This is a genomic window from Microbacterium azadirachtae (assembly GCF_025583665.1).
Lineage (GTDB): Bacteria > Actinomycetota > Actinomycetes > Actinomycetales > Microbacteriaceae > Microbacterium > Microbacterium azadirachtae.
In genome coordinates, this window is record NZ_CP099706.1 from 2,785,987 (window position 1) to 2,799,121 (window position 13,135).

The window sequence follows — 13,135 nt, forward strand, 5'->3', positions numbered from 1 at the left end:
CCTCCGGGCACGACGGAGGCCGCCGGGGCGAACCCCGACGGCCTCCGCAGGTCAGCGCGAGAGGGTCACTCCACGCGCAGGCGACGACGGGCGACGACGAGCCCCAGCCCGAGTGCCAGCAGCACCAGGGCGAGGAGCAGGAACGAGCCCGAGTCCGCACCGGTCAGCGCCAGGCCTCCTCCTGATGCGGCCGCGACGACCGTGATCTCGACGGAGATCTGGGCGCCGTCCGACAGGATCGCCACCACGTGGTGCTGTCCCGCGGCGGTGCCGGCGGGGATCGTGACCGTGGCCGTGAAGGACCCGTCCGCGGCCGCCGTCACCGAGCCGAGCGAGACCGGGGTGGAGTGGAGCTCGAGCGCCACCTTCTCGTTCTGCTCGAGGCCCGATGCGGAGATGGTGACGATGCCGCCCGCGGTGACCGAGGAAGCGCCGACCTTGAGCTGGCCCTTGCCGCGAACCACGGTGACGGCGGCGGTCGCCTCGTCCCCGTCCGTCTGCGTCGCGGCGACGAGGTAGTCGCCGCCCTTGACGGAACGCGGCACCACAGGCGCGGTGGCGAACGATCCGTCGCCGCCGACCTTGACCGTGCCGAGGTCGATGACCGTGCCCTTCTTGCCCTGCTCGCGCAGCTGGAGCGTCAGCGTCTCGCCCGGCTCGAACGCGGTGCCCGTCAGCGCCAGCTTCTCGCCGGCGAGGACCTTGGCCGCACCGACCGAGATCGTGCCGTTGAAGGATCCGGTGTCGGATCCGGCGACGGTGATCGGCAGCCGGAGCGACGTACCGGTGACCGCGACGTCGACCTGCAGAGCCTGCGCCCCGGTCACCCCCTCGGGGATCGGGAACGTCAGGGTCGCCGTGCCGGCCTCGTCGAAGGCGTCGACGGTGACCGCCGCATCGACCGTCGACGTGGTGAGCGCAGTGCCCCCCAGCGAGACGGTGACGTCGCCCGGAGCCTTCTCCCCCGCGCTGAACGCGAGCGAGCTGAGCTTCAGCGTGACGCTCTCCCCGGCCTTGTAGCCGGCGGCGTCCGCCGGAGCGCTGAGCACCGCGCCGACCGCGCGCTGCGCGAGATCGGGCGCCGCCGTCTTGTTCGCCGCGAACCAGTCGACCATCGACTGCAGGTCCACCTTGCCGGTGTCCTTCTTGTCGGTGCCCTGCTGGAATGCGGTGAACGCGTCGCCGCCCGCGGCGAGGAAGGCGTTGGCTCCCACCGTGTAGACCGCCGCCGGGTCGATCGGCGCGCCGTTGACCGTGATGCCCGTGATGTGCGAGCCCGCGGCGGCGGCCGGGTCGTAGGTGTACGCCAGCTCCTTCGAGACGCCGAGCTTCAGGAACGGCCGCGCCGAGCCGGCGGGCTGCCACTGCTGCTCGAGCACCTGCTTCACCTGGGCGCCCGTGAGCTTCACGGTCATCAGGGTGTTGGCGAACGGCTGCACCGTCGCCGCCTCGCGGTAGCTGACGCTGCCGTCCGCATCCCCCGCGCCGCTGGACGCGTAGGTGAGGTTGGCCCGCAGACCGCCCGGGTTCATCACCGCGAAGTCGGCGCCGGTCGACCACTTCTGCACGTCGGCCACGAAGTTGCCCAGGGTGGACTCGCCACCGCGGTTCTCCGTCTTGCCGTCGCTCTGCCGTGCGCGGTTGAAGTCGGCCGTGATGTCGCCGAGCTTGACCGAGCCGAGCTCGTCGGCCTTCTTCTTGGCCGCGTCCACGATCGCCTGCACCGCGGGATCCGCCGGGTACTGCGGGACCTTGTTCACGGTGAGCGGCTTGATCTCGTTGGTGATCGAGAGCAGCTTCTTCGTGGCCGGGTCGACCTTCAGATCCATCAGTCCCATGTTCTCGCCGTACTGACCGGCGGAGACCACCGGACGACCGTCGATCACGTGGTTGTACGCGAGGTGCGTGTGCGCCGAGACGATCGCGTTCACGCTCTTGTCGACGCCGTTGACGATCTCACCCAGCCGCGACTCGGGCGTGATGCTCGCGACGTCGGTCGTGGTCGCCCCCTCGTGCACGAGCAGGATGATCACGTCCGCCTCGCCGTTGGAGGCGTCGCCGTCCTTGAGCTCGGCGGCGACCTTGTTCACCGACGTGGCGATGTCGCGCACCTCGAGACCCTTCATGCCGTCGGGCGAGACGAGGGTCGGCAGATCCTCGGTCACCGCGCCGATGAACCCCACCTTGACGCCCTGTACGTCCTTCACCCATGCGGGGGTGAGGGCCGGCTTGCCGTCGGCGGTCAGGAACACGTTCGAGCTGAGGTACGTCCAGTCCGCGCGCGGGATGACCCGGTCGCGGAGGTCGGCGTAGCCCTGGTCGAACTCGTGGTTGCCCGCGGCGCTCACGTCGAGACCGGCCGCGTTCAGCGCGTCGATCGTCGGGTTGTCCTGCTGGATGAACGACGTGAACGTCGACGCCCCGATGAGATCGCCCGCCGCGGCGAAGATCGTGTTCGGGTTCTGCGCGCGGAACTGCTCGACCGCCCCGGCCACCACCGCGGCGCCGGCGGCGGCGCCGTCGGCCTCGATGCGTCCGTGGAAGTCGTTGATCGTCGCGATGTTGATGTCGATCGGATCCGCGGCGCCCTTGAGCCCCACCACGATCGGGTCGTGGTCGCTGGAGCGGTACGGCGTACCCGACTCGGTGGCGGCGAACGCGTAGCCGCGGTCGCTCCACTCCGGCGAGTTGATGTTCCAGACGCCGGCACCGGTGATCGCCTTCGCCGCGGACGGCGATGCGATCACGTGATCCAGGGATCCGAGTTCGCCGTCGAACGAGTACGTGTACTGCCCGTGCGCGAAGGTCGGCTCCACGTCGGTCCACCCGGCCTGGGCGAAGACGTCGATCGGGTCCTCCTTGCCGTACGCGTTGAAGTCGCCCACGAGGAAGACGTCATCGCTGCCGGAGCTCTTCTGCACCTTCTGCGCGAACGCGAGCTCGGCCTTCGCCTGCGCGACGCGGTCGGCGTTGAAGAAGCCCTGGCCGTCGGCCGGCTCGGGCCCCGCGTTCTGGGGCGGGGACTTCGACTTCAGATGCGTCGTGATCACCGAGAGCACGCGGCCCTGCGCGGTCTGGAACGTCTGCGCGATGGGCTCACGGGCGTTGCCGAACACCGTCTCGTCCACGACGGTCGACGCGTCGCCCTTGAGGGTGACGGACGCCTTCTTGTAGATGATCGCGGTCGTGATCACATCGGTGATCGACGTGTCGTTGAGCGCCTGCGGCGTGCGGACGTAGTCCCACACGTCGGATCCGGCTGCGTCGTTCAGCCCCTGCACGAGATTCTGCAGCGGCGCGTCGAGCGGGAGTCCGAACTTCGGCCCGTTCTCGACCTCCATGAGACCGACCACGTCGGCGCCCAGTCCGTTGATCGCCGAGACGATCTTCGAGCGCTGGATCTGGAACTGCGCCGCCGTCTTCGCGCCACGCGCGTCGGCGTTCTCGCTGGAGAGCGTCGTGAAGAAGTTGTAGACGTTGAACGACGCCACCTTCACGTCGCCGCCCACAGCGGGCGGGGCGTCCGTGCGCGGGTTCTCGGAGCCGAACGTGGGCTTGTGCGCGGCGTCGCTGGTGCCGTTGATGGGCACCACCGGCTGCAGGCGCCAGTCGTCGAAGCCGTACTGGAGCACCTCGCCCTCCGTGGGGAAGTGCACGGTGTCGCCGTTGCGGACGACGGTGTCCTTCGTGAAGTACGGCTGCCCGCCGGTGTGGCCGCCCTTGCCGATCTGGGACGACCAGCCGTCGTCGAGCAGGATCCGGTTCGCCCGGTTGGCCGCGGTGATCGCGTCCGCCTCGGCACCCGGACGCACGGTCTCGGTCGCCTTGACGTTGAGCGCGTCGCCCGCGTTGAGCCAGAGCGTGCCGTAGTTGTACAGCTGGTGGCTGGAGGCGAGCTTGTAGGTGCCGCTCGGCGCGACGAGCATGTTCTCGTACGCTTCGCGATCGGCGCCGCGCACCGAGTCCGGCAGCGCGACGGGCTGCGGGAGCCCCGCCCCCGCCGTCACCACGGAGATGTCCCCGAGGGTCGCCGGGTTGATCTGGGTCTGGCCGAAGTACTCCGAGACCGTGCCGGTGACCGAGACGAGGTCGCCGCGTGCGACCGAGGGCGCCAGCGCGTTCAGGTACACGAAGATGCCGTCCGAAGCGCCCGCGGTCTTGACGTCGCCGCCCGTGCCCTGGGTCTGGATCGAGACGCCCTTGTAGCCGCCGGTGCGGTAGTCGCCGGTGACGATGCCCTGCACGGTGACGGTCTGTCCGACGAACGGAGAGCTGTCGGTCGTGCCCTGCACCTCGGCGATGCTCTTGGTCTCGCCCGGCGCGGGGGTGTCCGTCGGCGTGGGGGTCGGCGTCGGCGTCGGCTCGGGGTCGGGATCCGTCGCGTTGTTCTTGGTGTTGGTCGGCGTGATCGTCGCCGAGAGGGAGAAGTCGGCGTTGTTCGCGTCGGTGTCAGCGCCCTGCGTGCGGTTCAGCGATCGCACGTCGGTGTTGCCCGAGGGAGCACCGGCGACGGCGCCCTCGAAGGTGTTGGACGTGCCGTATCCGATCAGGTCGATCACATCGGGGTTGCCCACGAGGGATCCGGTCGGCAGCGCGACCGCGGACGCGCTGTTGACGAGCGCGATCGTGCCGGTGGTTCCGCTCGGGTTCAGGCCGCCGGTCGCATCGGGGGCGGGAAGCGCCGCGCCGTTCGAGCCGTTGCTGCCGCCCTGGACCAGGTAGTAGCCGTGGGCGGGGATGGATCCGGCGAGCGGGACGACCCCGCTGAAGTTCGTGGTGCCGGTCGCGGACCGGTACTGCACCGAGGTGCCGTCGAGCGAGATCGCCGCGTCGGTCGGGTTGTACAGCTCGACGAACTTGTTCTTGAACGCCGCGCCCGCGCTCCCGCCGGAGAGGTACGCCTCGTTGATCACCACCCCCGTCCCGGACGTGTTGGCGAAGGCCGGAAGCGCCACCAGGCTGCCGAAGCCCACGGCGCTGACGGTGGTCACGGCGAGTGCGCACAGACGCGCTCGCCTTCTGCGATTCGCGACGGGAACCGCGTGGTTCTCGCCGGTGGGGACGGACGTCATCGGTGCTGTCTCCTCGGGAAGTGGAACGCCGGCTTCCCCGCGGGACCGCCGACGGCGCCGTCTGGGGGACGGCGCATACGTCCCGACCCTAGGCGAGGCTATGCACGGGCTTCAAGGACCTTAAGGAAGGGCTGAAAGGAGTTCACTGTCAGGACAACGGATCTTCACCCGGCGGCGCGCGAAGGTGCAGGAGATGCGGCTCCGATGCTCGAAAGAGCGACGGCGGCCGAGGCCCGCCCGCGACCGAGTCAGAGTGCTCCGGGATCCGGATCCGCGACGGATCGCCGCTCCTCGAACTCCTCGACCTCGCGCTCCCAGGCGTCCTTCGCCAGGCGGTACCAGAGGTAGAACGCGAACCCGGCGAAGATCGCCCACTCCACCGCGTAGAAGATGTTCAGCCAGTTCACCGAGGAGTGCTCCTCCGGCGCCGGCGAGGAGATGGCGTCGAGACCGCCGAGCGCGGCCGTCGAGGCCAGGAAAGGACGATAGACGTCGAGGCCCGCGGTGTCGTGCCAGAAGCCGAGCAGTGCCGCCGGCGACATCCGGTCCATGCGGGTGGGCTGGTCCTTCGGCGGGGCGACGGGCCCCTCGTCGGAGATCAGCCGCCCCTTCACGGTGACGACGGATCCGTCCGCGGTCTTCTCGAGGCGCTGCACCGCGGCCTTCGCGGCAGCCTCGTCCGCGGCCCAGCCGACCGCGACCGCGAGCGAGGTGGGCTTCGCCGTGCCCGAAATGCGGAGCTGACCGGTGACCCAGTAGCCCTCAGCCCCGTCGTTGAACCGCGAGGAGACGATGAGGAAGTCTCCGGGGATCCAGGATCCGCTGGCCTGGGTCCGCTGCCCCACGAGGGCGGCGTCCAGGTACTCCCCCGGCTTGACCACCTGGTCGAGCGGCAGCACCTTCTCGGTGGCGCCGGGCGGCGGGGGGCTGGTGTCGATCGCGCGGCCGAGCTGCCACTGCCCGAGCCAGGCGAACACTCCGGCCACCACGAGACACAGCAGCAGCATGCCGATCCAGCGACCGCGCAGCATGACCTCGCGCAGGGTCGGCGGGAACTCCGTCTCCGGCGATCGGGGTGCGGGCGAAGGGGCGGAGGGCGTGGACGACACGGAGCGGCTCAACGACAGCGCGAGTTCAGGACTCGTACGGGGACAGCACGACCTCGACGCGCTGGAACTCCTTGAGGTCGGAGTATCCGGTCGTGGCCATCGACTTGCGCAGCGCCCCAATCAGGTTCGCCGTGCCGTCCGCCACGGGGGCGGGGCCGTACAGGATCTCCTCGAGCGTCGCGACGCCGCCGACGGCCACGCGACGACCGCGCGGCAGCTTCGGGTGGTGCGCCTCGGGGCCCCAGTGGAAGCCCTGTCCGGGGGCATCCGTGGCGCGCGCGAGGGCGACCCCGAGCATGACGGCGTCGGCGCCCATGGCGAGCGCCTTGACGATGTCGCCGGAGGTGCCCACGCCGCCGTCGGCGATGACGTGCACGTACCGGCCGCCGGACTCGTCGAGGTAGTCCCGGCGCGCGGCGGCCACGTCGGAGACGGCCGTGGCCATCGGGGCGTGGATGCCCAGGGTGGCGCGCGTGGTGGAGGCCGCCCCGCCGCCGAAGCCGACGAGCACGCCCGCCGCGCCCGTGCGCATGAGGTGCAGGGCCGCGGTGTAGGTGGCGGCGCCGCCGACGATCACGGGGACGTCGAGGTCGTAGATGAACTTCTTCAGGTTCAGCGGCTCGGCGACGCTCGACACGTGCTCGGCCGAGACGGTCGTGCCGCGGATGACGAACAGGTCGACGCCCGCCTCGACGACGGTCTGGTACAGCTCCTGGGTGCGCTGCGGGGTGAGCGACCCCGCGACCGTGACGCCGGCCTCCCGGATCTCGGCCAGGCGCGTCTTGATCAGCTCGGGCTTGATCGGCTCCGCGTAGAGCTCCTGCATGCGCGTGGTCGCGGTGCCTTCATCGAGGCCCGCGATCTCGGCGAGCAGCGGCTCGGGATCCTCGTACCGGGTCCACAGGCCCTCGAGATCCAGCACGCCCAGTCCGCCGAGCTGACCCAGCATGATCGCCGTGCGGGGGCTGATCACCGAGTCCATCGGCGCCCCGAGCACGGGGATCTCGAACGGGAACGCATCGATCGTCCACGCGGTGGACACGTCCTCCGGGTTGCGGGTGCGCCGCGAGGGCACCACCGCGATGTCGTCGAACGTGTATGCGCGGCGCGCGCGCTTGCCTCGGCCGAGCTCGATCTCCTGAGTCACCCCCTCAGACTACCCGGGTTGCCTCTGCGCCCTCCGCGGGTGTGGATCCCGCCCCCACCGCGGCGACGCACGAGGGGAGAGCCGGACGCCGGGCCGCTCAGCGGGCACGCGCGACCCGGCGCTCGTCCCACACCGGGGCGTCCGCCTCGTAGACCTCGCCGTCCTCGCCGAACACGAGGAACCGGTCGAACGAGCGCGCGAACCAGCGGTCGTGCGTGACCGCGACGACCGTGCCCTCGAACCGAGCGATGGCCTCTTCCAGCGCCTCCGCCGACTCCAGGTCGAGGTTGTCGGTGGGCTCGTCGAGCAGGAGCAGCGTCGCGCCGGAGAGCTCGAGCAGCAGCACCTGGAACCGCGCCTGCTGACCGCCGGAGAGCTGCGCGAACTCCTGCTGCGCCTGACGCACCAGTCCATAGCGGTCCAGGGCCGAGCTGGCCGCGTCGCGGGGCATGCCCGCCCGGCGGTCGTCGCCACGGTGCAGGATCTCGAGCAGCGTGCGTCCGGCGAACTCGGGGTGCGCATGGGTCTGGGCGAAGAGGCCTGGCACGACGCGGGCGCCGAGCACCGCGGTGCCGGTATGGGCGACCTCGTCGAGCCGCTCCCCCGCGCCGGTGAGGTGCCCGAGGGCCGGATCGGGATCGCTGCCCCCGCGCGCCAGCAGCCGCAGGAAGTGGGACTTGCCGGATCCGTTCGAGCCGAGCACGGCCACGCGGTCGCCGAACCACAGCTCGGCATCGAAGGGCCGCATGAGGCCGGTCAGCTCGAGCCCGGTGCACACGATGGCGCGTTTGCCGGTGCGCGCGCCGCGCAGCCGCATGTCGAAGTCCTGCGCGGGCGGGCGCTCCTCGGGAGGGCCGGCCTCCTCGAACTTGCGCAGCCGGGTCTGCGCCGCCTGGTACCGCGAGGCGAAGCCGTCGTTCGCCGCCGCCTTGACCTTGAGGTTCGCGACCAGGGTCCTCAGCTTCTCGTGCTGCTCGTCCCAGCGCCGGCGCAGTTCGTCGAGCCGGTCCATCCGATCGGTCCGCGCCTGATGGTAGGTGCCGAACCCGCCGCCGTGCACCCACGCGGTCGCGCCCGCGCCGCCCGGCTCGAGCGTGACGATGCGATCGGCCGCCCTCGCGAGCAGCTCGCGGTCGTGCGACACGAGCAGCACCGTCTTGGGCGTCTCGCGCAGCCGCTCCTCGAGCCATCGCTTGCCCGGCACGTCGAGGTAGTTGTCCGGCTCGTCGAGCAGCAGCACGTCGTCGGGGCCGCGCAGCAGCGCCTCGAGCGCGAGCCGCTTCTGCTCGCCGCCGGACAGGGTCGCGAGGTCGCGGAACCGCGCCCGCTCGAACGGGACGCCCAGGGCGGCGGTCGTGCACTGGTCCCACACAGTCTCGTGCTCGTACCCGCCGGCGTCGGCGTACTCCGCGATCGCGGTCGCGTAGCGCATCTGCCGGGGCTCGGTGTCGTCCTCGATCAGAGCGTTCTCCGCGGCCTCGAGCGCCTCGGCCGCCGCCCTGATCCGCGCGGGCGCCACCGCGACGAGAAGGTCGTGCACCGTCTGTCCCTCGCGGCCGTGTCCGACGAACTGATCCATGACGCCGAGGGATCCGTCGATCGTGACGACGCCGGCATCCGGCGCCTGATCCCCGCGGATGATCCGCAGGATCGTGGACTTGCCCGCGCCGTTCGGTCCGATCAGGGCGCTCGTGGATCCGGCACCCACGCGGAACGAGGCCTCGTCGAGCAGGGGGCGGCCGTCGGGCAGGGTCAGCGAGACGCCGGCGACATCGATGTATCCCACGGTGGTGGTCCTTCCGCCCGCGAGCAGGTGCGCAATGGCGAGCCGACCAGGCTATCAGGCGCCGGAGCCGGCGCGGGCGGCGGCGCCCCTACAGCCGGTGCTCGCTGCGCGGAAGGACCTCGAGCACGTGCGGCAGCTTGTTCGGGAAGCACGCCCGGAACAGCTCGGTGATCTGCGGATCGGATCCGTAATCGTCCACGATCCGCAGGCCGATCATGGTGCTGATCAGCATGCCCTCCGCGAGGAACGAGCGCGCCCCTTCGGCGTCGAGCCCCATCTCGTCGCGCAGGAAGCGCCACACCCGCGCGAACCCCTGACGTGCGGCGGCGCCGATGGCCGGGTTGCTTCCGAGCAGGTATGCGTGCGCGAGGGTCTGATGCAGGCCGCGTACCTCGATCAGATCGACGTAGGCCTCGCCGATCCGCTTGCCGACCGGGCGCTCTCCCCCCTCGTCCGACGCCGCGAGCGCCGCACGGAACACGGCGAGCAGCCGCTCGACCGCGAACTCGATGGTCGCGAGGAACAGGTTCTCCTTGGTGCCGAAGAGGCGTACGACGTAGGGCTGGCTGACCCCGGCGGCGCGGGCGACCTGGTCGGTCGTGGCGCCTTCGTAGCCGCGCGAGCCGAACACCGTGAGCGCGGCGAGGATGATCTGCGCGCGCCGCTCGTCCGAGGACAGGCGGCGGCCCGGCTCCTCGGTCGAATCGGGGGCGGCGGTCGCGGCGGAAGTCATGCTGAAAGGTTATCAGCGAATGACTTGACTTTGTAATCATGCGATTACTACATTGATGCCAGCGCTGGTAATCATCCAATTACAACCGGGAGTCCTCCATGACCGAGTCCTCGTCGCTCACGACCGCGCGTCGCGAGCGATCCGCCCTGCGGCCTCGCCGTCCCCGCCCGGTGGCGCTCGTCATCGCCGCCGCGTCGCTCCCCATGTTCATGGCCACGCTCGACAACCTGGTCATGACCAACGCCCTGCCCGTGCTGCACCGCGAGATGGGCGCCACGATCGAGCAGCTGCAGTGGTTCGTGAACGCGTACACACTCGCGTTCGCCGGCGCGATCCTCATGGCCTCCGCGCTCGGCGACCGGTTCGGCCGCCGCACCGTGTTCGTGCTCGGCATCGCCCTGTTCGGCGCCGGATCCCTGCTGGCGGCGCTCAGCGCGGATCCGGGGCAGCTCATCGCCGCGCGGGCGGTGCAGGGTCTCGGCGCGGCCGCCGTCATGCCGCTCTCGCTCGCTCTACTCACCGGCGCCGTGCCCGCGGCCCGGCGCCCCCTCGCGATCGGCATCTGGGGCGGCGTCTCCGGACTCGGGGTCGCGGTGGGCCCGCTCATCGGCGGCGCGATCATGGAGGGCTGGAACTGGCAGGCGATCTTCTGGATCAACGTGCCGGTCGCCGTGATCGCGATCCCGCTCGCCGTGCTGGTGCTCGCGAACGACTTCGGCGCCCGCATGCGCATCGACGTGCCCGGCGCCGTGCTCGCGGCCGCCGGAGTGCTGGCGCTCGTCCACGCCATCGTCCGCGGCAACGACGACGGCTGGGACTCGGTCGGCGTGATCGCCGAGCTCGCCCTCGGCGGCGTCCTCGTGATCGTGTTCCTGCTCTGGCAGTGGCGCTCCTCGGCGCCGCTGATGCCGCTGCGGCTCTTCCGCGACCGGTCGTTCTCGATCACCAACGTCGTCGGCTTCGCCTTCAGCTTCGGGACCTTCGGATCCGTGTTCATCCTGATCCAGTTCCTGCAGGTGGTGAAGGGCGCGACGCCGCTCGAAGCCGCCGTGCAGACCATGCCGTGGACGCTCGCCCCGATGGTCGTGGCCCCGATCGCGGGCATCGTCGCCCCGCGCGTGGGCACCCGCGTGCTGCTCGTCGGCGGCCTGCTCCTGCAGGGCGTGGCCCTGGGGTGGCTCGCCGCGCTCCTCTCCGTCGACGTGCCATATGCGGCCCTGGTGACGCCGTTCATCCTCGCCGGCGTCGGCATGGGGCTCGTGTTCGCCCCGTCCGCGACCGCGCTGCTGGCCACCCTCGGCCTCGTCGACCACGCCAAGGCGTCCGGGGTGAACTCCACCCTGCGCGAGCTCGGCGTGGCCCTCGGCACGGCCGTGATGACCGCGGTCTTCGTGGGCGCCGGCGGGCAGCTGCTGCCCGACCACTACGTCGACGCCGCGCGCCCGGCCGTGTTCACCGGCGCCGCGGTGCTTCTCGTCGCCACCCTCATCGCCCTGCGGCTGCCGGCCGGCACCGGCGGGCACACGGACGGCGAGCCCGTCGCCGGTGCGACGACCGCAGCTCCCGAGCCCGTCTCAGCCTGAGAGCTGGTCCCCCGGGTCCCCCGGCTCGCTGGTCGCGGATTGCGGCCTCGGACACCGCAAACCCGCAGACGGCGTCCAGCGAGCAGTCGGGGATCCCGGCGACGACGAAGGCCTCGGATCCGAACGGGATCCGAGGCCTTCCGCGTCGTCGGTCAGCGCTTGTAGTTGGGCGCCTCGACCACGATCTGCACGTCGTGCGGGTGCGACTCCTTGAGGCCCGCCGCCGTGATGCGCACGAACTTGCCGCGGTTCTTCAGCTCCTCGATCGTGCGCGCGCCGACGTAGAACATCGACTGGCGCAGCCCGCCGACCAGCTGGTACGCGACCGCGGAGAGCGGTCCGCGGTAGGGCACCTGGCCCTCGATGCCCTCGGGGATCAGCTTGTCGTCGCTGGGCACGTCGGCCTGGAAGTAGCGGTCCTTCGAGTAGGAGGTCTGCTTGCCGCGGGTCTGCATCGCGCCGAGCGAGCCCATGCCGCGATACAGCTTGAACTGCTTGCCGCCCTGGAAGACGATCTCCCCCGGCGACTCCTCGGTGCCCGCGAGCAGGGATCCGAGCATCACGGCGTCGGCGCCGGCGACGAGCGCCTTGGCGATGTCACCGGAGTACTGCAGACCGCCGTCGGCGATCACCGGGATGCCGGCGGGACGCGCGGCGAGGGAGGCCTCGTACACGGCCGTCACCTGCGGAACGCCGACACCGGCGACGATGCGAGTGGTGCAGATCGAGCCGGGGCCGACGCCCACCTTGACGGCGTCGACGCCCGCGTCGACGAGCGCCTGCGCACCCTCGCGGGTCGCGACGTTGCCGCCGATGACGTCGATGTGGTCGAAGGAGGGATCCGCCTTGAGCCGCTTGACGAGGTCGATCACGCCCTGCGACTGGCCGTTGGCAGTGTCGACGACGAGCACGTCCACGCCCTTGTCGCGCAGCGCCTCGGCGCGCTCCCAGGCGTCGCCGAAGAAGCCGATCGCCGCACCCACGCGCAGGCGACCCTGCTCGTCCTTGGTAGCGAGAGGGTACTTCTCGCTCTTGTCGAAGTCCTTGATGGTGATGAGGCCCGCGAGCTTGCCGTCCTCATCGATGAGCGGCAGCTTCTCGACGCGGTGCTTGGCGAACAGCTCGATGACCTTCTCGGCCGGAACCCCCACCGGGGCGGTCACGAGGCCCTCGCTGGTCATCACGTCGCGCGCGAGCGTGGTCTGCTTGGCGGATCCGGAGATGAAGCGCATGTCGCGGTTCGTGACGATGCCCACCAGGCGTCCGTCGGGGTCGACCACGGGCAGGCCGGAGATGCGGTACTTGGCGCACATCGCGTCGACCTCGGCGATCGTCGCCTCGGGGGTCGTGGTGATCGGATCCGTGATCATGCCCGACTCGCTGCGCTTGACGCGGTCGACCTGCGCGGCCTGATCGGCGATCGAGAGGTTGCGGTGCAGGATGCCCAGGCCGCCCTCGCGCGCCATGGCGATGGCCATGCGCGCCTCGGTGACGGTGTCCATGGCGCTGGAGAGCAGGGGCGTGGCGACCGAGATGCGGCGCGTCACGCGGGACGACGTGTCCGCCTCGCTCGGGATCACGTCCGTATGCCCCGGAAGGAGCAGGACGTCATCATAGGTCAATCCGACAAAACCGAACGGGTCGTGCTGCTCCATGGGTTGCGGGGCTCCTCTTTCTCGCGCGCGTGTATCGATTCTAAACGCCG

At 70.8% G+C, this 13,135-nt stretch carries 7 protein-coding genes; 1 reads left to right on the forward strand and 6 read right to left on the reverse strand.

All coding sequences use genetic code 11. The features are described 5' to 3' along the window. Positions 1–65: 65 nt before the first annotated feature. The 5 genes from NFX31_RS13235 to NFX31_RS13255 form a co-directional block, all read right to left on the reverse strand. Positions 66–4,991 (reverse strand): ExeM/NucH family extracellular endonuclease, encoded by a 4,926-nt coding sequence (locus tag NFX31_RS13235; protein WP_262955940.1) that lies wholly within the window; start codon positions 4,989–4,991, stop codon positions 66–68. A gap of 329 nt (positions 4,992–5,320) precedes the next feature. Next, positions 5,321–6,103 (reverse strand): SURF1 family cytochrome oxidase biogenesis protein, encoded by a 783-nt coding sequence (locus tag NFX31_RS13240; RefSeq protein ID WP_045250599.1) that lies wholly within the window; start codon positions 6,101–6,103, stop codon positions 5,321–5,323. 103 nt (positions 6,104–6,206) lie between these two features. Next, positions 6,207–7,328: a GuaB3 family IMP dehydrogenase-related protein gene (locus NFX31_RS13245; protein ID WP_045250566.1), complete on the reverse strand. Its 1,122-nt coding sequence runs from the start codon at positions 7,326–7,328 to the stop codon at positions 6,207–6,209. A 97-nt stretch (positions 7,329–7,425) separates the two neighbouring features. Further along, the gene (locus tag NFX31_RS13250) at positions 7,426–9,114 is read right to left on the reverse strand and encodes an ABC-F family ATP-binding cassette domain-containing protein (protein ID WP_045250567.1); all 1,689 of its coding nucleotides are present in this window, start codon (positions 9,112–9,114) and stop codon (positions 7,426–7,428) included. An 88-nt stretch (positions 9,115–9,202) separates the two neighbouring features. After that, the gene (locus NFX31_RS13255; protein WP_045250568.1) at positions 9,203–9,847 is read right to left on the reverse strand and encodes a TetR/AcrR family transcriptional regulator; all 645 of its coding nucleotides are present in this window, start codon (positions 9,845–9,847) and stop codon (positions 9,203–9,205) included. Between the two features lie 98 nt (positions 9,848–9,945). On the opposite strand from NFX31_RS13255, the gene NFX31_RS13260 reads away from it, so the two are divergent. Then, positions 9,946–11,430: an MFS transporter gene (locus NFX31_RS13260; RefSeq protein ID WP_262955941.1), complete on the forward strand. Its 1,485-nt coding sequence runs from the start codon at positions 9,946–9,948 to the stop codon at positions 11,428–11,430. 152 nt (positions 11,431–11,582) lie between these two features. Here NFX31_RS13260 and guaB read toward each other — a convergent pair whose 3' ends face one another. Continuing rightward, positions 11,583–13,085 carry an IMP dehydrogenase gene (guaB, locus tag NFX31_RS13265; RefSeq protein ID WP_045250569.1) on the reverse strand — a complete coding sequence of 501 codons (1,503 nt, stop codon included), beginning with the start codon at positions 13,083–13,085 and terminating at the stop codon, positions 11,583–11,585. Between the last annotated feature and the right edge of the window lie 50 nt (positions 13,086–13,135).